Source organism: Pseudomonas wadenswilerensis, from assembly GCF_900497695.1.
GTDB lineage: Bacteria > Pseudomonadota > Gammaproteobacteria > Pseudomonadales > Pseudomonadaceae > Aquipseudomonas > Aquipseudomonas wadenswilerensis.
On record NZ_UIDD01000010.1, the window covers coordinates 445,914 to 465,784 of the forward strand.

The following is a 19,871-nucleotide window of genomic DNA, read 5'->3' on the forward strand; positions in this document are numbered from 1 at the left end:
ATGAAAAAATCTTCTTAGCTGCGCGCGTAAATGTTCTTAGCTCTGTTGTTACAAGCCTGATACGGTTTGACCTCAGGTTTTCGTCACTTTTTTGACGAACCGCAGGACCATTATTAGAAATCAGGGAGAAGTAACCCATGCGCGTTTTGACCCCCATCACCAGCGCAATTCTGTTGGCCATGGCATGTACCAATGCCCAGGCGATGTCACTTAATGAGGCTGTGCAAAACGCCGTGGATCAACATCCGGAAATTGGAGCCAGCAAGAACAGCCGGCTGTCGGCCGATGAAGATGTGAAGTTCGCCAGAGGCGGTTACTACCCCAGAGTCGACCTGGTGGCCGGCTATGGGCGCCAGCGCTCCGACAACACCAACACCCGTGGCACCAATGTCGACGGCACGCGCGACCATAATAAAGAGACATTGACCTACACCCAGTCCGACCTGCGCCTGCGGCAGATGCTCTTCGACGGCTTCAACACCGCCAACGAAGTCGGCCGTACGGAAGCGGTGGTGAACTCGCGCGCCTACTACACCCAGGCCACCGCCCAGTCCGTCGCCCTGAGCGCCATCGAGGTTTACCTCGAGGTGCTCAAACGCCGTGAGCTGGTGACCCTGGCCAAGAACAACCTGCAAGCGCACCTGCGGGTCAACGACCAGATCGGCCTGCGTAGCGAGCGTGGCGTCGGCAGCATCGCCGACCGCGACCAGTCCACTGCCCGCCGCGCCTTGGCGGAAAACAACCTGTACACCGCCGAGGTCGACCTGGCCGATGCCGAGGCCAGGTTCTATAGCGTCGTCGGTCGCCCGGCCGATGAGCTGGAAACCCCGGTGACCATCAAGGGCGAAGTGCCTGGCGACCTGGGGGCTGCGCGCCAGAACATGCTCGACAACAACCCCTACCTGAAATCCGCCCAGGCCGATGTCAATGCGGCCGAGCAGCAATACGAAGTGGCCAAGTCGCCGTTCTATCCGCGTCTGGACGCGGTGCTGGCCACCGGTGCCAACAACAACACCGCAGGCCAGGTCGGCCATGACAACAACGACTGGCAGGCCGGTGTCGAGCTCAACTACAACCTGTTCCGTGGTGGCAGCGACAAGGCCCGCCTGCAGTCCGATGCGCACAAGATCAACCAGGCCATGGACATCCGCAACAACGCTCTGCGCCAGCTTACCGAGGACCTGTCGCTGTCGTGGAACGCCATGAACAACGCCCGCGTGCAACTGCCGGCGGCCCGCGAATACGCCGAGACCTCCACCCGCGTGCGCGCGGCCTACCAAGACCAGTTCGGCCTCGGCCAGCGCACCCTGCTCGACCTGCTCGACAGTGAAAACGAGCTGTACAACGCCAACCGCCGCTACACCGAAGTGCGCTACACCGAAGAGTTCTCCATGTACCGGGTCCTGGCCAACATGGGTGAATTGTTGAGCAAGCAGCGCATCTCGTTGCCCCCCGAAGCGATCGCCAAGAGCGAAGTGAAGAGCGAGGCGCGCTTGCCCGATATGCGCTAATCCCCTCCACCCGCTGCAGGAGTAGGCGACCTTGACCAGCATGCAACCTGCGAGCTCGGCATTAGATCCGCGCCAGAGTTTCGATGACCCGTTACTCGATGGCTTGCTGATCCTCTGCAAGCTGCATGGTTGCACTGTCAGTCGCGCCGGTCTGAGTGCCGGCCTGCCCCTGCCCGAGCAACGCCTGAGCCTTGAGCTGCTGCCCCGGGCAGCAGCACGGGCCGGGCTGCAGGCGCGGGTTCTACGGCGTGAATTGGGGTCAATCTCGGCGCTCAACCTGCCAGTGCTGGTGCTGCTCAAGGACGGTCGCTGCGCAGTGCTGCGCCGTTGGGGCGAAGATGGCCGGGCGTTGATCCTGCCCTGCGAAGCCGAAGGCGGCGAGCAGTGGGTCAGCCGCGAAGAACTGCTTGAAGCCTACGCCGGTGAAGCCCTGTTCGCCCGCCCCCGCCACGAACTGGAAGACCTGCGGGCCCCGCTGATGCCGCGGGTCAACGCCTGGTTCCGCGACACCCTCAAACTCTCGCGCTGGCTGTACAGCGACGCCATCCTCGCCAGCCTGCTGATCAACCTGCTGGGGCTGATGGTGCCGTTGTTCGTCATGCAGACCTACGACCGGGTGGTGCCCAACCAGGCCACCTCGACGCTCTGGGTGCTGAGTGCCGGCCTGTTGATCGGCACCCTGTTCGAATTGACCCTGCGCGTAGTCCGCGCCCACCTGCTCGACCAGGCCGGAAAAAAGACCGACCTGATTCTCTCTGCCACCCTGTTCGAACGCATCACCGGCATGTCGATGAAAGCCCGCCCGGCCACGGTCGGCGGCTTTGCCCAGAGCATTCATGACTTCCAGGGCCTGCGTGAATTCCTCACCGCGGTGACCCTGACCAGCGTCATCGACCTGCCCTTCGTGGTGTTGATGCTGGCAGTGATCGGCCTGCTCGGCGGCTGGCTGGTGGTGATCCCGCTGATCGCCTTTCCGCTGACCATTGTCTTCGCCCTGTTCATCCAGATACGCCTGCGCGACACCGTGCAAAAAAGCCTGGCCCTTGGCGCCGTGCGCCAGGCCTTGCTGATCGAAACCCTCGGCGGCCTGGAGACCCTCAAGGCCTGCAGCGCTGAAAGCGAGCGCCAGTACCAGTGGGAAAGTACCCACGGCGCCCTCACCCGCCTCGACGCCCACGCCCGCAACCTTTCGGCCGTGGCCACCAACGGCACGTTGTTCATCCAGCAGTTCTGCGGCATGGCCACCATCGTTGCCGGGGTTTACAGCATCATCGCCGGCAACCTCAGCGTCGGCGCCCTGGTCGCCAGCTATATGCTCGGCAGCCGGGTATTGGCACCGCTGGGGCAGATCGCCGGGCTGATTACCCGCTACCAGCAGGCACAACTGACCATGCGCAGCACCGATGCGCTGATGGCCCTGCCCCAGGAACGCCAGGCCGGCCAGCAGCCGCTGGAACGCACCCAGTTGCACGGCGCCCTCGACGTCAGCCATGTGAGCTTTCGCTACACCGGACAGAACGCTGCCGCCCTCAATGACATCAGCTTCAGCGTCAAGCCGGGCGAACGTATCGGCATCATCGGCCGCAGCGGTTCCGGCAAGAGCACCCTGGCGCGCCTGCTGATGGGTTTCTATGCCCCGGACGAAGGGCAGATCCTGCTCGACAATCTCGACCTGCGCCAACTGGACATCGCCGACTTGCGTCACCAACTGGGCTACGTCGCCCATGACTTGCCGCTGCTGGCGGGCAGTTTGCGCGACAACCTGACCCTTGGCGCGCGCTATGTGAGTGATGCGCGGATGCTCGAAGTCGCCGAGCTGACCGGCGTCAGCGAGCTGGCCCGGCAACATCCGCAAGGCTTCGACCGCCCGGTGGGCGAGCGTGGCCAACTGCTCTCCGGCGGCCAGCGCCAGGCCGTGCTGCTGGCCCGGGCGATGCTGCTCGAACCGCCGATCATGATCCTCGACGAACCCACCAGCCACATGGACAACAGCAGCGAAGACCAACTGCGCCAGCGCCTGCATGGCTGGGTCCAGGGCAAGACCCTGCTGCTGGTCACCCACCGCACCTCGATGCTCAGCCTGGTCGACCGGCTGCTGGTGCTGGACAACGGCAGGATCGTTGCCGACGGACCGAAGGAAGCGGTCATCGATGCACTGCGCAAAGGCCGCGTTGGCGCGGCACTCTAGGGGGTCCATCCATGTCCGTAAGCCAAGGCCTGCGCAGTTACTTCCAGAGTTTCGGCAAGACCGCCGAACACGAGTTCATGCCCGATGTGGCCGGCGCCACGCTGCAGGACTCGCCGCGCCTGTCACGCATTACCGTATGGCTGGCTGCAGCTTTGTTACTGGTAGCGCTGCTCTGGGCCAAGTTCGCCGTGCTCGATGAAGTGACCATGGGCGAAGGCAAGGCCATTCCGTCGAGCAAGGTCCAGGTGATCCAGAACCTGGAAGGCGGCATCGTTACCGAGATCTTCGTGCGCGAAGGGCAGATGGTGAACAAGGGCGATACCCTGCTGCGCCTGGACGACACCCGGTTTCAGTCCAACAAGGGCGAGAGCGAGGCCGACCGTTTTGCCCTCACGGCCCAGGTCGAGCGCTTGTCAGCCGAAGCCGAAGGCCGGCCGTTCCAGCTCTCCGAAGAAGTGCGCAGCAAGGCGCCGCAGGTGGCTGAAGACGAGCTGTCGCTGTACCAGTCACGCCAGCGTCGCCTGACCAGCGAGAAGCAGACCCTCAACGAACAACTGCGGCAGAAGACCCAGGAACTGGCCGAGTTCCGCTCCAAGGTCGAGCAATACCGCTCTGCCCTGGCCCTGTTGCAGCAGGAGCTGAACATGTCGACGCCGCTGGTCGGCACCGGGGCGATTTCACCGGTGGAGATCCTGCGTCTCAAGCGCAGCGCCGTCGAAGCCCGCGGCTCGCTCAACGCCACCAGCCTGGCGATCCCCCGGGCCGAAGCGGCGGTAGCGGAGATCAAGAGCAAGATCGAAGAGTCCGAAGCCGGGTTTCGTTCGGAAGCTGCCAAGGAGCTCAACGAAAAACGCACCGACCTGTCGAAGATCACTGCCTCGAGCATCGCCATCGATGACCGGGTGACCCGCACCACGGTGGTTTCGCCGGTTCACGGGATCATCAAGCTGCTCAAGGTCAACACCATCGGCGGCGTGGTCCAGCCCGGCAGCGACCTGCTGGAGATCGTGCCGCTGGAAGACAACCTGCTGATCGAGGCCAAGGTGCGGCCGCAAGATGTCGCCTTCCTGCACCCCGGGCAGTCGGCGATGGTCAAGTTCAGCGCCTACGACTACACCATCTATGGCGGCCTGAAGGCCAAGCTCGAACTGATCAGCGCCGACACCGTCACCGACGACAAGGGCAATGCCTTTTACCTGATCCAGGTGCGTACCGACCGCAACCATCTGGGGGGTGACAACAAGCCGTTGTTGATCATTCCGGGCATGACCGCGACGGTGGATATCATCACCGGGCACAAGAGCGTGCTCGACTACCTGCTCAAGCCGGTGCTCAAGGCACGTACCGAGGCGATGCGCGAACGCTGAAGCGTTCGAGGGCTGCTGTACGCAGCCCATCGCCGGCAAAGCCGGCTCCCACAGAATTGCCGCCTGCAGATCCAATGTGGGAGCTGGCCTTGCCAGCGATCGAGCGTTCGGGAGCTGCTGAGCGCAGCCCATCACCGGCAAGGCCGGCTCCCACAGAATTGCCGCCTGCAGATCCAATGTGGGAGCTGGCCTTGCCAGCGATCGAGCGTTCGGGAGCTGCTGAGCGCAGCCCATCGCCGGCAAGGCCGGCTCCCACAGAATTGCCGCCTGCAGATCCAATGTGGGAGCTGGCCTTGCCAGCGATCAAGCGTTCGGGAGCTGCTGAGCGCAGCCCATCGCCGGCAAGGCCGGCTCCCACAGAATTGCCGCCTGCAGATCCAATGTGGGAGCTGGCCTTGCCAGCGATCGAGCGCGAAGCGCTCGCAGTGGCTCAACGTAGATGATTACGCTCGTACGTCTCGCGCCCCATCGCCGCGATCTGCCCCTCGATCAGTGCCTCGAACGGCTTTAAAAGCGCATCAAAGTTCTGCGGCGCCTCCAGCACGTTCAACGCCTGCACCACCGCCTCCAGGGTCGACAACGCGCCCGGCTGCGGCGCCTTGCGCAGGCGATAGCGCGAAGGCTGGACCTGGGCCAGGGTCACCCGCGGCAATGCGCCCAGCAACGGATTCAAATGCAGCAATTTGCTCGCTTTACGCCAGGTACCATCAGGCACCACCAGTTGCCACGGTCGATCATCCTGGTCATCACCATAAGCGACCAAGGGCTGCGCCTCATCCCCCGGAAACAGCAAGACGCTGCGATACCCCGGCGCCTCAAGCAGCTCAGCCAGATCCTCGAACACTTCCCCCACCTGCAACTGCGCATTGCGCAAGCCAAGCGCTGCCAGCTTCGCGGTATTGAGGGCATGGCGCACTTCACTGGGGTGCTGCAGCAACAGCACACGGGTGCGGCTGTCGAGCGACGGGATCAACGGGCAAAGGCAATGAGCTTGTGGGCGCAAACAGCGCTCGCAGTGGATTCTGGACATCGGGTTCTCCTGAGCGGGCAAAGTGTGCCACAGCAGTCCCGAAAAAAGCCCACTTCCCTGTGGGAGAGACGATAAAGCTTCAGCGGTTGAAGCGCTCTGCCAGACCGTACAGATAGTCGGCCATGCGTTCGAGGTCCTGGCTGATCTCCGCGCCCTGCTTGGCCTGCCCGGCGCTGTGATCGCAGAGCTGGGCAATGCGGGTGATCTGCTGGTTGATGTCCTCGGCGACATGGCTCTGCTGCTCCGAGGCGGTCGCCATTTGCTGGCTCATGCCGGTGATGCGGCTGACCGCCTGGGTAATCCCCACCAACGCCGACTGCACCGCCTCGACGCTGTGCACACTGTCGCGAGAGATTTGCTCGCCCTTGCTGGCACTGGACACCGCCCGCTCGGCTCCGGCGCGCAACGAGGCGATGATCTGGTGGATCTCCTCGGTCGAAGTGCGGGTACGCTGGGCCAGCGAGCGCACCTCATCGGCGACCACGGCAAAGCCCCGGCCCTGCTCACCGGCCCGCGCCGCTTCAATCGCCGCATTGAGCGCGAGCAGGTTGGTCTGCTCGGCAATCGAGGTGATGACATCGACCACGCTGCCGATCGACTGGGTCTGGTCCGCCAGGGCATTGACCGCCTGGCCGATGTCGCTGACCGCCTCGGCCATGCTGCCCATGGCGCGCAGGCTTTGCTGCGCCAGGTCGCTGCCCTGCTGGGCCAGATGATCAGCGTCGGAAGCCGCCGTGGCGGTGCTCTGCACGTTGTGGGTAACTTCCTGGATGGTCGCTGCCATTTGCGCAATGGCCGTGGCCGACTGGTCGGTTTCGCTGCGCTGGCGATCGAGCAGTTGCGCCTGGGCGCCCGACAAGTCGGAAGACTGCGCGGCACGCGCCTTCACGCTCACGCCGGCATCCACCAGGCGGGTCAGCGCGGTTTGCAGGCGCGCTTCTTCACTGAGGATTGCCAGGTCCAGCTGGCCCTGCAGGCCACTGTTGTCGCTATAGGTCAGGGCCACCAAGGGGCTGGTGAAGGCTTTCGGGTGTTCGTCCAGGGTACGACGGATCACCCGGTTGTGCCGCGCTTCGATCAGGTACCAGGCGCTGAGCAAACTGGCCATCAATACGCCCAGGGCAGCGTATTGCGGCAGCCATAGGTAACTGATGGCAGAAAGAACAGCGGCGCCCACCAGCGGCCAGCCCTGTTCCAGGGCGGCCCCCAGCCGCGCCGCCAGCGGAACCGGGCCACGACCCTGGCGCAGTCGTGCATACAGGGCCGTGGCCCGGCGGATCTGCTCGCGGGTCGGAACCGAACGCACTGACTCATAGCCGCTGATCCGGCCGTTCTCGTAAATCGCCGTGACGTAGGCGCTGACCCAATAGAAATCGCCATTCTTTGAACGATTTTTCACCACGCCCATCCAGGGTTTGCCCTGTTTGATGGTTTCCCACATATGACCGAACACTGAGGGAGGCATGTCCGGATGACGCACCAGATTGTGTGGCTGACCGAGCAATTCTTCGTAGGTAAAACCGCTGATGGCGACAAAGGCGTCGTTGCAATAGGTGATGCGGCTGTTGAGGTCTGTCGTGGAAATCAGCCGCTGTTCGCTCGGAAAGACTCTTTCATGCTCAGTGACGGGCAAATTCATGCGCATCTGGGCGATCCCTGCTTAGGAAATGATGGGAAATTTCATCAAGCCAATACAGGTTTAGCAGAGCGATTACGGGGTTGCGGCCGATATTTTCAGGATTTTTTGCAGCCGCGACTAAATTTTTCAGTGGCCGTTTCGTTCAGGCAGGAGTGAGTTGCGCCTTGAGCAAGTCGCGGAAGGTCTGGATCAAGGGTTCGCGGCTGCGGCCACGGCGAATTATCATGGAAAACGGCGCCTGATAGCCGAAGGTCGCCGGCGATAGCACCCGTAAATCCCCCTTGTCGACCCAAGCCTGGGCATAGTGTTCCGGCAGGTAGCCAATGTAGGCGCCCGACAACACCAGGATCAGTTGCGCCTCCATGCTTTCCACTGTCGCCGCGCTGTGCTTGAAGCCGTGGCGGGCAAGCTCCGCCTGGCTCCAGTAGCCACGACCGACCATGCGCTGCTGGGTAATCACCTGCTCGGGAATGCGCCGCTCGTTGAACAGCGGGTGGCGGTTGCTGCAGTAAAGCCAATGCTGTTCACGGTACAACGGCTGGTACACCAGCCCGCTCATACGTGTGGAAAAGGCGCCGATGGCCAGGTCCAGACGGTTGTCCTGCACCCCCAGCTGCAGCTCGTAGGGGCTGGATACCGACAAGTGCAAATGCACTGCCGGGTGTTCCTGGCTGTAGGCACCGATCGCCTCGGCCAGGGGTAGGGCCCGATCACCCACGGTGGAGTCGATCACCCCCAGGTTGAGGGTGCCGCGCAATTCGCCCTTGAGCGCCGCCGCGTATTGCTCGAAGCCGTCCATTTCCGCCAGCAGGCGCAAGGTCTCCTGATGGAACAGTTCGCCCTTGCTGGTCAGGCTGAAGCCGCCGCGGCCGCGATGGCAGAGGACGATGCCCAGCGCCGCCTCCAGCTGGCTCATGTAGGTACTGATGGCCGAGGTCGACAGGTTCAGCTCGCGCTGGGCATTGGCAAACCCCTGATGACGCACGACGCTGACGAAGATGCGCAGGAGTTTCAGGTCAGGCAAGGCAGAGGCCATTTGATCGCGGTCCGCAGGGCAACAGGTGGCCGGATTCTAACGCCATCCCCGGCATTAGTTCAGAAAAACCTGAACTAAGTATTTGCCTGTAGCGATTCTTTTCACCCACTACCTTTTGCAGACTCTGCCGCAATGCACCTGCTTGCCGGCATTTCAGGGTTTGTCCCAGGCCAGCCAGACAGGTTCCAACAACTACAACAATCGAATCGATGAGGCCCGACCGTGGACAAGATTCTGCACCAACCACTGGGCGGCAACGAAATGCCGCGCTTCGGCGGCATCGCCACCATGCTCCGTCTCCCTCACCTGCCTAGCGCCGAAGGCCTGGATGCCGCGTTCATCGGTATTCCCCTGGACATCGGTACTTCGCTGCGCTCCGGCACCCGCTTCGGCCCACGGCAGATCCGCGCTGAATCGGTGATGATCCGCCCGTACAACATGGCCACTGGCGCTGCGCCCTTCGATTCGTTGTCGATTGCCGATATCGGCGACGTGGCGATCAACACCTTCAACCTGCTCGACGCCGTGCGGATCATTGAAGAAGCCTACGACGAGATCCTCGAACACAATGTCATCCCCATGACCATGGGTGGTGACCACACCATCACCCTGCCGATCCTGCGGGCGATCCACAAGAAGCACGGCAAGGTCGGGCTGGTGCACATCGATGCCCACGCCGACGTCAACGATCACATGTTCGGCGAGAAGATCGCCCACGGCACCACCTTCCGCCGCGCCGTCGAAGAAGGCCTGCTGGATTGCGACCGTGTGGTGCAGATCGGCCTGCGCGCCCAGGGCTACACCGCTGAAGACTTCAACTGGAGCCGCAAGCAGGGCTTTCGTGTGGTCCAGGCCGAAGAGTGCTGGCACAAATCGCTGGAGCCGTTGATGGCCGAAGTGCGCGAGAAAGTCGGCGGCGGCCCGGTGTACCTGAGCTTCGACATCGACGGTATCGACCCGGCCTGGGCACCCGGCACCGGCACCCCGGAAATCGGCGGCCTGACCACCATCCAGGCGATGGAAATCATCCGCGGTTGCCAGGGCCTGGACCTGATCGGCTGCGACCTGGTGGAAGTCTCGCCACCTTACGACACCACCGGCAACACCTCGCTGCTGGGTGCCAACCTGCTGTACGAAATGCTCTGTGCACTGCCGGGCGTGGTTCGCCGCTAACGGTTGTACACCAGGAGTTGCAACAGGGCAGGAGCCATGACAGTCGGGCCGCAACGACGGCCCACTGAGTAGACGAATGACCTGGCGTCAGGCTTGCCTGGCGCCGGGGTCGATCTCACCATAATAAAGATAATTGGAGACACCCATGGCCTTGGACATATTCGTTGTTCTGATCTATGCGGCCGGCATGCTCGCGCTCGGCTGGTTCGGCATGCGCCGGGCAAAAACCCATGAAGATTACCTGGTAGCCGGGCGCAACCTCGGCCCAAGCCTGTACATGGGCACCATGGCCGCCACGGTACTGGGCGGCGCGTCTACCGTCGGCACCGTTCGCCTGGGCTATGTCCACGGGATTTCCGGTTTCTGGCTGTGCGCGGCACTGGGCCTGGGCATCATCGCCCTGAACCTGTTCCTGGCCAAGCCGCTGCTGCGCCTGAAGATTTTCACCGTCACCCAGGTGCTGGAAAAACGCTACAACCCCATGGCCCGCCAGGCCAGTGCAGTGATCATGCTTGCCTACGCGCTGATGATCGCGGTGACTTCGACCCTGGCTATCGGCACCGTCCTGCAAGTGCTGTTCGACCTGCCGTTCTGGGGCGCGATCCTGCTCGGTGGTGGCGTGGTAGTGGTCTATTCGACCATCGGCGGCATGTGGTCGCTGACCCTGACCGACATCGTCCAGTTCGTGATCAAGACCGTCGGCCTGATGTTCGTCCTGCTGCCCATCTGCCTGTACAAGGTCGGTGGCTGGGATCAACTGGTGGCCAAGCTGCCGGCGAGTAACTTCAGCCTGACCACCATCGGCTGGGACACCATCATCACCTACTTCCTGATCTACTTCTTCGGCATCCTGATCGGCCAGGACATCTGGCAACGGGTGTTCACCGCCCGTGACGAGAAGGTCGCCAAGTACGCTGGCACCACCGCAGGTGTCTACTGCGTGATCTACGGCCTGGTGTGCGCGCTGATCGGCATGGCCGCGCATGTCCTCCTGCCGGACCTGGACAACGCCAACAACGCCTTTGCCGCGATCGTCAAATCCGCCCTGCCTGATGGCATCCGCGGCCTGGTGATTGCCGCTGCGCTGGCCGCGATGATGTCGACCGCCAGTGCCGGCCTGCTGGCAGCCTCCACCGTTCTGACCGAAGACCTGCTGCCGAAGCTGCGCGGCGGCAAGCAGTCGAGCCTGGGCATCAACCGCCTGTTCACCCTGCTGACCGGCATTGCCGTACTGGGCATCGCCCTGGTGGTAACCGATGTCATCAGCGCCCTGACCCTGGCTTACAACCTGCTGGTGGGCGGCATGTTGATTCCGCTGATCGGCGCCATCTACTGGAAACGCGCCACCACTGCGGCGGCGATCACCAGCATGACCTTGGGCTTTGTCACTGCCCTGGCGTTCATGATCAAGGATGGGATGGATGCCAACACGCCGATCTACTACAGCCTGGCGATCGGCCTGGTGAGCTTTGTGGTAATCAGCCTGATGTCGCGCCGCCCGGTAGGCGCCGTCAACCTGGCCTGACAGGCAGGTGCACCACGGCCGTCGCATCAGCAATGATGCGGCGGCCAATGTGTTTTAGCGACGTTGCTGGCGCTTGCGCTGTTCTTCGTCGGTAGGGATCGGCACCGGCTGCAGCGGTGGCGGGATCAGGCCCAGGGCAGCGGCCAGGTCGTGGAGCCAGTTGAACAGATGGTTTCTCATAACTCCCCCTTACGGGTCAGCCTGCACGGCGAATAAATCCTGCGATGCTTCATACAGATCATAGCCCGATGTCTTACATTGCGCATGTCGAAAACATACGACCAAAGCCGAGTTTGATCTTGATCAAGCACTGACCGCCAGTTCCGTCGCCTGTGCAACTGTTTCCCCTTGTTGCAAATCGATCCAGGCGCTCAAGTTTGCCCCGCGCATGCCCTTGCGCCACATCAACCAGGTGGTGGCCTGATCGAACGGCGCCTGCAGGCGATGCACCGCCACCCGCTCCCTGCCCGGCAGGCTGTCGAGCCCGCTTTTAGCCTTTTTTACGGAAATAGGCCGTAGTCGCGCGCACAACACAGACCAAGTGTCGCCGAAAATGCGCCCGTTCTGCATGCGTGTGGTCGACTAGCCGAGCAGGCTGCGCAAGCGCCGGCGCACCCACTGCTCAGCGCTGACCAGCGTTACCCCAAGCAGCACCATGACGGCCCCGAGTACGAAGTTCAGGCTCAACGGCTCGCCGAGCAGCAGTACGCCGAAGGTCACCCCGAACAAGGGTGTGATAAAGGAGAACACTGCAAGGTTCGAGGCCAGGTAGCGACGCAGCAGCCAGAACCAGGTCAGGTAGCTGAAGAACGACACGATCAGGCCCTGGAACAGCAGGCTGCCAATCGACAGCGGGGTGAACTGCACGTGGGTGACCTGGCCACTGGCAACGGCAATCAACAGCAAGCCGACGAAGCCGACCGCCAGTTGGTAGAACAATGTCAAGGTTGCCGGTGCCTCAGACAACCGCGAAGCACGCACCACTACCGTCGTCGCCCCCCAGGCCAGGCCCGCCAATACGCCAAAGGCATCGCCCAACAGCATGCGCCCGTCCAGTTGCTCCAACGAAACGCCGCCGGCAAAGGCAAAGGCAATGCCGCAGAACGCCAGCAGGATACCCAGCCATTGCAGAGGCCTGAGCCGCTCGCTTGGCAGCATGAAGTGCAGGCCCAGGGCCGTGAACACTGGTGCCGTGTAGAGGAATACCGACATGTGCGCGGCCGAGGTCAGCTTCAGGCCTTCGGCAATGAACAGAAACTCCAGGCCGAACAGCGCGCCGGCCAGCAGGCCACCGCGCCAGGTGCTGGCCACCTGATCCCAACCGCCGCGAAAACACATCAGCAGCCCGACCAGAACCGCCGCCATGCCTGAACGCATGGCCTGCTGCATCACCGGCGCGATATCCGGCGCGGCCCACTTGATCATCACCTGCTGGATGCCCCAGATCAGGCACAGCACCAGCATCACTTGCAGGGCGAAGGCATCGGTATTGCGGCGGGTGGCGCTCATCGGGCGCCCCCGGTATCAGGCAACGACATGGCAGGTTCTCGGCAGAAGTGGATCCAGTGCCGATTATCAGCGGCGGCAGGCGCTCAATGCCAGTCTTGTGTTGCCTGCGTCAGGCAATCTGTGCCTTGGAAGCCACCTGATCGAAGGTAGCCTCGTCCAGCGGATCGTCCTGCTCATCCAGTACCTGACGCGGGTGATCGTTGCCCGGAATGCTGCTGTCCAGCAGGCTCAGCAGCCGCGAGCCACGCTCGGTGAGGACAAAATTCTCACCGTTGCCGCCCTCATCTTCCGGGCGTGAAGCAAAGTAACCGCGCTCGAACAGTATCTTTTCGTACTCACAGGCCAGCGTTTTCAGATGATCGAGATCGCCAGGTGCCGCACCTTCAGCCGCAAGCTGGGCAGCATGCTGCTCGGCATAGGGTCTGGGGGTGAAACTGTGTCCGGCGCTGTTCTGCGCTTCATGCAACAGGCGTTCGATCAGGTCCCAGTCGTAGGTGGTCATCGGCATAGCCTCAATCAGGGGTCGGTAAGATTGTGACCGGTGCGCGAGGCTGCGGTTCGACTGAACTTTCGCGGCCCGGCCAGGCTCAACCGCAAGACTTCACCCTGATTGCACAGGAGCCTGCCCATGAAGACCCTGATGAACATTGCCGCCGCCGCCAGCCTGTTGCTGGCCTTGCCCAGCTGGGCCTGCACGCTGGAAGAAGCGACGGAGAAACGCGAAGAACTGGCCAAGGAAGTGAGCAAGCTTACCGAGCAGAATCCGCAGAAGGCCAAGGAGATCAACGATGAGTTGCAAGGCATGAAGCTTGAGAGTGCCAGCAAGGACTTGCCGGACAAGTGCCAGCTGATCGACAAGCGGTTGCAGGAGCTGAAGGCAGCGGAGAAAAAGACCTGAAATCGGGGTGAAGCTATCGCTGGCAAGCCAGCTCCCACAAGGTCTGTAGAAAACCTGTGGGAGCCGGCCTTGCCGGCGATGAGGCCGGCGCTTACTCCGCAGCCGGCGCCGGCTTGCGGCGCTTGAGCGGTGCCAGGCCATCGGCGCTGGCCAGTGGGGCATTAGGCTTCGGCTTGGCGGTCGGCTTGCGCTTGGCAACGACCTTCTTGTCGCCTTTCTTGTCAGCCTTTTTCTTCTTCACACCGGCAGCCTTGCCCGAGGCCTTGACCTTCTTCGGCCCGGTATAGGTGCCTTTGACTTCCTTGATCACCCGGCGCTCGAAGCTCTGCTTCAGGTAGCGCTCGATGCTCGACATCAGGTTCCAGTCGCCGTGGCAGATCAGCGACACCGCCAGGCCTTCGTTACCGGCACGGCCGGTACGGCCAATACGGTGTACGTACTCGTCGCCGCTGCGCGGCATATCGAAGTTGATCACCAGATCCAGGCCGTCGACGTCCAGGCCGCGCGCGGCGACGTCGGTGGCAACCAGAATCTTGGCGCCGCCCTGTTTCAGGCGCTCGATGGCCAGCTTGCGGTCTTTCTGATCCTTGTCACCGTGCAGGACGAACGCTTTGTAGTCCTTGGCCACCAGATGACCGTAGATGCGGTCAGCCATCACCCGGGTGTTGGTGAAGATGATCGCTTTGTCGTAGGTCTCGTTTTCCAGCAGCCACTGGATGATCTGCTCTTTGTGCTGGTTGTGGTCGGCAGTGATGATCTGCTGGCGGGTACCTTCGGCCAGCTGGCTGACACTGTTGAGCATCAGGTGCTCAGGGGTTTTCAGCACCTTGCCGATCATGTCGCGCAGGCCGGCACCGCCAGTGGTGGCGGAGAACAGCATGGTTTGCTCGCGGTTCGGGCACTCGTTGCACAGACGCTCGACGTCTTCGGCAAAGCCCATGTCGAGCATGCGGTCGGCTTCGTCGAGAACGATCACCTGGACATGCTCCAGGTGCAGGTTGCCGGCATTGAGTTGCTCGAGCAGGCGGCCCGGGGTGCCGATCAGCACGTCCGGCACCTTGCGCAGCATCGCGGCCTGTTCCTTGAAGTCTTCACCACCAGTGATCAGGCCAGCCTTGATGAAGGTGAACTGGGAGAAACGCTCGACTTCCTTGAGGGTCTGCTGCGCCAGCTCGCGGGTCGGCAGCAGCACCAGGGCACGAATCTCGACGCGCTTCTGCTTGAGGTCCACCAGGCGGTTGAGCATCGGCAGGACGAAGGCTGCGGTCTTGCCGCTACCGGTTTGCGCCGTCACCCGCAGGTCACGCCCTTGCAACGCCAAAGGGATGGCCGCTGCCTGCACCGGCGTCGGCTCGACAAATTTCAGCTCGGCCACGGCTTTGAGCAGGCGTTCGTGCAGGGCGAATTGGGAAAACACGGGTGTACCTCGGGCATGTGCAAAAAATTCAGTTGCATAGGGTAACGTTTTCCGGCGTCGGAGCCGAATTTCTTTTGGCAACTTCTTGCCGATCCGCGCTCTAATGGCCTTGTTTTCGACTTGCGGACCCTCTACGACACCGTTATGGACATTCAACAGCTGTGGCAAAACACCCTGGACCTCTGGGGCACCCTCGATCAACACCCGATACTGCACGCCGGTATCGGCCTGGGCGTATTGCTGGTGATCGCCCTGCTGCTCGGCCGTGTGGCGCGCTTTCTGGTGCTGCACGCCGCCCGCCTGCTCGGCCGCCAGCCAGCCCTGCACTGGGTCAATGACCTGCGCGAGAACAAGGTATTCCAGCGCCTGGCCCAGACCACCCCGTCGCTGGTGGTGCAGTTCGGCCTGAAGCTGGTGCCGGAGCTGAGCGCCACCAGCCAGCATTTCCTCGGCAACGTTGCCCTGGCCTTCACCATCCTGTTCCTGACCCTGGCCCTGAGTGCCCTGCTCGACGCCCTGCTGGACATCTACGCACGCACCGAACATGCCCGCACCCGCTCGATCAAGGGCTATGTGCAGTTGGCCAAGATGGTCCTGTTCGTGTTCGGCGCCATCGTCATCGTCGCCACTCTGATCGACCGCTCGCCGCTGTTGCTGCTCTCAGGTCTCGGTGCCATGTCGGCAGTCATCCTGTTGGTCTACAAGGACACCCTGCTGTCGTTCGTCGCCAGCGTGCAGCTGACCAGCAACGACATGCTGCGGGTCGGCGACTGGATCGAGATGCCCCAGGTCGGCGCCGATGGCGATGTGGTGGACATTACCCTGCACACGGTCAAGGTGCAGAATTTCGACAAGACCATCGTCTCCATCCCCACCTGGCGCTTGATGTCCGAGTCGTTCAAGAACTGGCGCGGCATGCAGCAATCGGGCGGGCGGCGGATCAAGCGCAGCCTGTTCATCGATGCCGGCGGCGTGCGCTTCCTGCGCTCCGATGAGGAGCAGCGCCTGAGCGAAGTACGCCTGCTGACCGACTACATTGCCCGCAAGCGCAGTGAGCTCAGAGCCTGGAACGAGGCCCAGGGCAATGTCGCCGAACTGTCCGCCAACCGTCGCCGGATGACCAACATCGGCACCTTCCGTGCCTATGCCCTGGCTTATCTGAAAAGCCACCCGGAGATCCAGCCGAACATGACCTGCATGGTCCGCCAGATGCAGACCACCGCCCAGGGCGTGCCGCTGGAAATCTACTGCTTCACGCGCACCACGGCGTGGGCCGACTACGAGCGGATCCAGGGCGACATCTTCGACTACCTGCTGGCGGTGATGCCGGAGTTCGGCCTGAGCCTGTACCAGCAGCCGAGTGGCAACGACCTGCGTGCCGGCCTGTTACCCTCGACCTTGCCCAGCCAGCAGCGGGCGCTGAGTGCCGAGACGACTGAGCCATAGCGACGCCAGGATCACCGCCCCGCCGATGAACAACCGGCCCAGCGGCTCGTGCTGGTTCCAGATCAGCAGGTTGAGCAGCAAACCGACCGGCACGTGCAGGTTGTTCATCACCGCCAGGGTGCCGCCTGAAACCAGGCAGGCGCCCTTGTTCCACCAGTATAATCCCAGCGCCGTCGGGCACAGGCCCAGAAACAGCAGCACCAGCCATTGCACGTCGGTGCTCGGCAGGTGCTGGGTGTTGCCGAACAGCAGGAAGGCCGGCAGCACCACCAGCAAGGCGCCCAGGTAGAAATAGCCGAACCGCCGGTAATGCGGCAGGTCGCTGGGGTTGCGCGCGATCAGGTGGCGGTACAGTACCTGCCCGGCGGCATAGGTGAAGTTGGCCAGTTGCAGCAGCAAAAAGCCGATGAAGAAGTCCGGGCTGATGCTGTCGAAGCGAATCACCGCCGCACCGGCAACCGCCACCAGCGCCGCCACCAGCGCCCAGGGGTTGAAGCGCCGGTTCAGGGCATCTTCGATCAGGGTCACGTGCAAGGGCGTGAGGATAGTGAACAGCAGCACCTCCGGCACGGTCAGCACACGAAAGCTCAAGTACAGGCAGACATAGGTGATGCCGTATTGCAGCGCACCGATCAGCAGCATCGAACGCATGAAGCGTGGTTCGACCTGACGCCAGCGGGTCAGCGGCAGGAACACCAGCCCGGCCAGCAGCACCCGCGCCAGCACTGCGAAATAGCTGTCGACATGCCCCGCCAGGTACTCGCCGATCAGGCTGAAGGAAAACGCCTGGATCAGCGCGACGATCAATAAATAGCCCATGTTGGCCCCTTGCTGTGGAGGCGGCGACCTTAGCGGTTAGCAGCACACCCGGCAACTGCTGAAGCCCCTGCGGACCTGTGGGAGCTGGCTTGCCTGCGATCGAGCGCGAAGCGGTCGCAATCCAGACGCCGCCTGATGTGTTGGTGGTACTGGCCTCATCGCGGGTCACGTCGAGTCGTCGCACCGCCGCTCCCACAGACAGTTGCTCGCACAGCAATCACCATAAAAAAGCCCGGTCATGCGCAAGGCAGTGACCGGGCAGGTACACCCAAAGGAGCAACAGGTGTCAGGCGGGAAAATTCATTGCCGGCTCATGCCACCGCGGCGAGCTGCGCCTTGGCCTGGTTCAGGCCCTTCTCGTGGAAATCACCGCCCATGTTCAGGCCTTCGGCGTGGATGAAGGTCACGTCATGGATACCGATAAAGGCCATGACCTGGCGCAGGTAGGGTTCCTGGTGATCGCTGCTGGCGCCGGCATGGATGCCACCGCGGGCAGTGAGGATGTAGGCGCGCTTGCCGGTCAGCAGGCCCTGCGGCCCGGTTTCGGTGTACTTGAAGGTGATGCCGGCGCGCAGTACATGGTCCAGCCAGGCCTTGAGGGTGCTGGGGATGGTGAAGTTGTACATCGGCGCAGCCAGGACCAGTACATCGGCCGCCAGCACTTCATCGGTCAACTCGTTGGAGCGGGCCAGGGCCTGCAGCTCTTCGGCATTGCGCTGGGCTTCGGGCTTCATCCAGCCACCGAGCAGGTTGCCATCCAGGTGCGGCACCGGGTTGACGGCCAGGTCGCGCAGGGTGACCTGGTCGGCCGGGTGGGCGGCTTGCCACTGGCTGACGAAGTCACGGGTCAGTTGCCGGGAGATCGAGTCCTGCTGGCGGGCGCTGCTTTCGATGACGAGTACACGGGACATGGGGCTTGCCTCCATCGGCGAGTTCGGTAAGTCGATGGAGGCAAGATTAATGATTGACCTATCGATAAAAAAGCGTAAAAACTGGGTCCAATCTATCAGTTAAATTGTTTTATTGCGGTTTGCAGCTCAAGGCAATGCGCAGCTTGATGATTTCCCGGTTGAACTTGGCGGTGGCATCGACGCTTTTTTTCGCCGGCACCAGCACACGGCGCACCCGAGGCGCTTCCGGGCCGTTGCGGAAAGTCACCTTGCACTGCGCATCGACGTCGCCATAGTTATTGACGGTGATCGAACCGATATCACGGTCGGTGTCGTAGGTGGTGTAGTCGACCTTGACGCCGTCGATGTCCTTTTCCACGTCGATGGGATAGGCCAGGGCCGTGAGCGGAAGCAGGGCCAGCAATACAGCACAACATTTCTTCATACGACGCTCTCCATGAAAGAGCGCCAGCTTAGGACAACAGGAGCCGAAGATGAAAGCGCCGCGCGTAACCCTGGATCAGTGGCGGACCCTGCAGGCGGTGGTCGACCACGGTGGTTTTGCCCAGGCCGCGGAGGCCCTGCACCGCTCGCAATCCTCGGTGAGCTATACCGTGGCACGCATGCAGGACCAGCTCGGCGTACCGCTGCTGCGCATCGACGGGCGCAAGGCGGTACTCACCGAGGCCGGCAACGTGCTGCTGCGCCGCTCGCGGCAACTGGTCAAGCAGGCCAGCCAGCTTGAAGACCTGGCCCACCATATGGAACAGGGCTGGGAAGCCGAAGTGCGCCTGGTGGTCGATGCCGCCTACCCCAACGCCCGCCTGGTCCGCGCCTTGAGTGCGTTCATGCCGCAAAGCCGTGGCTGCCGGGTGCGCCTGCGTGAAGAGGTACTGTCCGGGGTCGAGGAAGTCCTGCATGAAGGCGTCGCCGACCTTGCCATCAGCGGCTTCAATATTTCCGGCTACCTGGGCACGGAGCTCAGTTCGGTCGAGTTCGTTGCCGTTGCCCACCCCGAACACAGCCTGCACCGCCTGGGTCGGGAGCTGAACTTCCAGGACCTGGAAAGCCAGTTGCAGGTGGTGATCCGCGACTCCGGCCGCGCGCAGCCCCGCGATGTCGGCTGGCTGGGCGCCGAACAGCGCTGGACCGTCGGCAGCCTGGCCACCGCCGCCACCTTCGTCAGCAGCGGTCTGGGCTTTGCCTGGTTGCCGCGCCACCTGATCGAACGCGAGCTGCGTGAAGGCCTGCTCAAGCCGTTACCGCTCGATCAGGGTGGCAGTCGCCACCCACTGTTCTACCTTTACTCGAACAAGGATAAACCCCTGGGCCCGGCGACGCAGATCCTCGTCGAGTTGCTGCGCAACTTCGACACCGCACCGCTGGATGTGCCCTTCGCCGCGCCCGCCCAAGCCTGACAGGA

General features: G+C 62.7%; 17 protein-coding genes and 3 pseudogenes. 8 read left to right on the plus strand and 12 right to left on the minus strand.

Features of this window, described 5'->3' with window-relative positions:
* The first annotated feature begins 137 nt into the window (after window positions 1–137).
* The 3 genes from CCOS864_RS20890 to CCOS864_RS20900 are packed head-to-tail and all read left to right on the plus strand — an operon-like array spanning window position 138 to window position 5,066.
* The gene (locus CCOS864_RS20890; protein WP_115088178.1) at window positions 138–1,511 is read left to right on the plus strand and encodes a TolC family outer membrane protein; all 1,374 of its coding nucleotides are present in this window, start codon (window positions 138–140) and stop codon (window positions 1,509–1,511) included.
* A gap of 40 nt (window positions 1,512–1,551) precedes the next feature.
* Complete coding sequence (locus tag CCOS864_RS20895) at window positions 1,552–3,699, plus strand: type I secretion system permease/ATPase (protein ID WP_267954066.1); 2,148 nt, start codon at window positions 1,552–1,554, stop codon at window positions 3,697–3,699.
* 11 nt (window positions 3,700–3,710) lie between these two features.
* On the plus strand, window positions 3,711–5,066 hold the full coding sequence (locus CCOS864_RS20900; RefSeq protein WP_115088180.1) for an HlyD family type I secretion periplasmic adaptor subunit: 1,356 nt from the start codon (window positions 3,711–3,713) through the stop codon (window positions 5,064–5,066).
* 430 nt (window positions 5,067–5,496) lie between these two features.
* Here CCOS864_RS20900 and CCOS864_RS20905 read toward each other — a convergent pair whose 3' ends face one another.
* The 4 genes and pseudogenes from CCOS864_RS20905 to CCOS864_RS20915 form a co-directional block, all read right to left on the minus strand.
* A complete protein-coding gene (locus tag CCOS864_RS20905) occupies window positions 5,497–6,096 on the minus strand; it encodes a tRNA-uridine aminocarboxypropyltransferase (RefSeq protein WP_115088181.1) in 600 nt (199 codons plus the stop codon).
* A gap of 79 nt (window positions 6,097–6,175) precedes the next feature.
* Window positions 6,176–7,150 (minus strand): annotated as a pseudogene (locus CCOS864_RS28800) (methyl-accepting chemotaxis protein); the annotation flags it as partial.
* 279 nt (window positions 7,151–7,429) lie between these two features.
* Window positions 7,430–7,741: pseudogene (locus CCOS864_RS28805) on the minus strand (PAS domain-containing protein); the annotation flags it as partial.
* Window positions 7,742–7,877: 136 nt separating this feature from the next.
* Window positions 7,878–8,771 (minus strand): LysR family transcriptional regulator, encoded by an 894-nt coding sequence (locus tag CCOS864_RS20915; protein WP_115088183.1) that lies wholly within the window; start codon window positions 8,769–8,771, stop codon window positions 7,878–7,880.
* Window positions 8,772–8,993: 222 nt separating this feature from the next.
* On the opposite strand from CCOS864_RS20915, the gene speB reads away from it, so the two are divergent.
* The gene (gene speB, locus CCOS864_RS20920; RefSeq protein ID WP_115088184.1) at window positions 8,994–9,944 is read left to right on the plus strand and encodes an agmatinase; all 951 of its coding nucleotides are present in this window, start codon (window positions 8,994–8,996) and stop codon (window positions 9,942–9,944) included.
* A 145-nt stretch (window positions 9,945–10,089) separates the two neighbouring features.
* The gene (locus CCOS864_RS20925; protein WP_115088185.1) at window positions 10,090–11,469 is read left to right on the plus strand and encodes a sodium:solute symporter family protein; all 1,380 of its coding nucleotides are present in this window, start codon (window positions 10,090–10,092) and stop codon (window positions 11,467–11,469) included.
* Between the two features lie 54 nt (window positions 11,470–11,523).
* Here CCOS864_RS20925 and CCOS864_RS28615 read toward each other — a convergent pair whose 3' ends face one another.
* The 4 genes and pseudogenes from CCOS864_RS28615 to CCOS864_RS20940 all read right to left on the minus strand — a co-directional run bounded on the left by CCOS864_RS28615 (window position 11,524) and on the right by CCOS864_RS20940 (window position 13,480).
* The gene (locus CCOS864_RS28615) at window positions 11,524–11,649 is read right to left on the minus strand and encodes a PA1414 family protein (RefSeq protein ID WP_258578890.1); all 126 of its coding nucleotides are present in this window, start codon (window positions 11,647–11,649) and stop codon (window positions 11,524–11,526) included.
* A 123-nt stretch (window positions 11,650–11,772) separates the two neighbouring features.
* Window positions 11,773–11,964: pseudogene (locus tag CCOS864_RS20930) on the minus strand (LysR family transcriptional regulator); the annotation flags it as partial.
* 87 nt (window positions 11,965–12,051) lie between these two features.
* A complete protein-coding gene (locus CCOS864_RS20935; RefSeq protein ID WP_115088186.1) occupies window positions 12,052–12,978 on the minus strand; it encodes a DMT family transporter in 927 nt (308 codons plus the stop codon).
* A gap of 109 nt (window positions 12,979–13,087) precedes the next feature.
* Window positions 13,088–13,480, minus strand: coding sequence for a transcriptional regulator (locus CCOS864_RS20940; protein ID WP_115088187.1), 393 nt, complete (start codon window positions 13,478–13,480; stop codon window positions 13,088–13,090).
* A 126-nt stretch (window positions 13,481–13,606) separates the two neighbouring features.
* On the opposite strand from CCOS864_RS20940, the gene CCOS864_RS20945 reads away from it, so the two are divergent.
* Window positions 13,607–13,876 carry a hypothetical protein gene (locus tag CCOS864_RS20945; protein WP_115088188.1) on the plus strand — a complete coding sequence of 90 codons (270 nt, stop codon included), beginning with the start codon at window positions 13,607–13,609 and terminating at the stop codon, window positions 13,874–13,876.
* Window positions 13,877–13,967: 91 nt separating this feature from the next.
* Here the strand turns inward: CCOS864_RS20945 and CCOS864_RS20950 are convergent, their stop codons facing one another.
* Window positions 13,968–15,293 (minus strand): DEAD/DEAH box helicase, encoded by a 1,326-nt coding sequence (locus tag CCOS864_RS20950; protein WP_115088189.1) that lies wholly within the window; start codon window positions 15,291–15,293, stop codon window positions 13,968–13,970.
* 144 nt (window positions 15,294–15,437) lie between these two features.
* Between CCOS864_RS20950 and CCOS864_RS20955 the strand changes: the two genes are divergently transcribed.
* On the plus strand, window positions 15,438–16,739 hold the full coding sequence (locus CCOS864_RS20955) for a mechanosensitive ion channel family protein (protein WP_115088190.1): 1,302 nt from the start codon (window positions 15,438–15,440) through the stop codon (window positions 16,737–16,739).
* Here the strand turns inward: CCOS864_RS20955 and CCOS864_RS20960 are convergent.
* From CCOS864_RS20960 to CCOS864_RS20970, 3 genes are all read right to left on the minus strand, one after another.
* Window positions 16,680–17,558, minus strand: coding sequence for a carboxylate/amino acid/amine transporter (locus tag CCOS864_RS20960; protein WP_038996515.1), 879 nt, complete (start codon window positions 17,556–17,558; stop codon window positions 16,680–16,682). The genes CCOS864_RS20955 and CCOS864_RS20960 overlap by 60 nt on opposite strands.
* Window positions 17,559–17,869: 311 nt before the next feature.
* Entirely contained in the window at window positions 17,870–18,469 is a 600-nt protein-coding gene (locus CCOS864_RS20965; RefSeq protein WP_010223065.1) for an FMN-dependent NADH-azoreductase, read from the minus strand.
* Between the two features lie 109 nt (window positions 18,470–18,578).
* Window positions 18,579–18,893 carry a 3-phosphoglycerate kinase gene (locus CCOS864_RS20970; RefSeq protein ID WP_115088191.1) on the minus strand — a complete coding sequence of 105 codons (315 nt, stop codon included), beginning with the start codon at window positions 18,891–18,893 and terminating at the stop codon, window positions 18,579–18,581.
* A gap of 49 nt (window positions 18,894–18,942) precedes the next feature.
* Here CCOS864_RS20970 and CCOS864_RS20975 point away from each other — a divergent pair, with 49 nt between their 5' ends.
* Window positions 18,943–19,866: a PA3225 family LysR-type transcriptional regulator gene (locus CCOS864_RS20975; RefSeq protein ID WP_038996518.1), complete on the plus strand. Its 924-nt coding sequence runs from the start codon at window positions 18,943–18,945 to the stop codon at window positions 19,864–19,866.
* Window positions 19,867–19,871 lie beyond the last annotated feature (5 nt).

What these genes read in the sequence shown, in the direction of transcription:
- CCOS864_RS20890 (WP_115088178.1), top strand. Translation starts at nt 138, where the DNA reads ATGCGCGTTTTGACCCCCATCACCAGCGCAATTCTGTTGGCCATGGCA.
- CCOS864_RS20955 (WP_115088190.1), top strand. Translation starts at nt 15,438, where the DNA reads ATGGACATTCAACAGCTGTGGCAAAACACCCTGGACCTCTGGGGCACC.
- CCOS864_RS20915 (WP_115088183.1), bottom strand. Translation starts at nt 8,771, where the DNA reads ATGGCCTCTGCCTTGCCTGACCTGAAACTCCTGCGCATCTTCGTCAGC.
- CCOS864_RS20935 (WP_115088186.1), bottom strand. Translation starts at nt 12,978, where the DNA reads ATGAGCGCCACCCGCCGCAATACCGATGCCTTCGCCCTGCAAGTGATG.
- CCOS864_RS20945 (WP_115088188.1), top strand. Translation starts at nt 13,607, where the DNA reads ATGAAGACCCTGATGAACATTGCCGCCGCCGCCAGCCTGTTGCTGGCC.
- CCOS864_RS20965 (WP_010223065.1), bottom strand. Translation starts at nt 18,469, where the DNA reads ATGTCCCGTGTACTCGTCATCGAAAGCAGCGCCCGCCAGCAGGACTCG.
- CCOS864_RS20925 (WP_115088185.1), top strand. Translation starts at nt 10,090, where the DNA reads ATGGCCTTGGACATATTCGTTGTTCTGATCTATGCGGCCGGCATGCTC.
- CCOS864_RS20900 (WP_115088180.1), top strand. Translation starts at nt 3,711, where the DNA reads ATGTCCGTAAGCCAAGGCCTGCGCAGTTACTTCCAGAGTTTCGGCAAG.
- CCOS864_RS20905 (WP_115088181.1), bottom strand. Translation starts at nt 6,096, where the DNA reads ATGTCCAGAATCCACTGCGAGCGCTGTTTGCGCCCACAAGCTCATTGC.
- CCOS864_RS20940 (WP_115088187.1), bottom strand. Translation starts at nt 13,480, where the DNA reads ATGACCACCTACGACTGGGACCTGATCGAACGCCTGTTGCATGAAGCG.
- CCOS864_RS20895 (WP_267954066.1), top strand. Translation starts at nt 1,552, where the DNA reads ATGCAACCTGCGAGCTCGGCATTAGATCCGCGCCAGAGTTTCGATGAC.
- CCOS864_RS20975 (WP_038996518.1), top strand. Translation starts at nt 18,943, where the DNA reads ATGAAAGCGCCGCGCGTAACCCTGGATCAGTGGCGGACCCTGCAGGCG.
- CCOS864_RS20970 (WP_115088191.1), bottom strand. Translation starts at nt 18,893, where the DNA reads ATGAAGAAATGTTGTGCTGTATTGCTGGCCCTGCTTCCGCTCACGGCC.
- CCOS864_RS28615 (WP_258578890.1), bottom strand. Translation starts at nt 11,649, where the DNA reads ATGAGAAACCATCTGTTCAACTGGCTCCACGACCTGGCCGCTGCCCTG.
- CCOS864_RS20960 (WP_038996515.1), bottom strand. Translation starts at nt 17,558, where the DNA reads ATGGGCTATTTATTGATCGTCGCGCTGATCCAGGCGTTTTCCTTCAGC.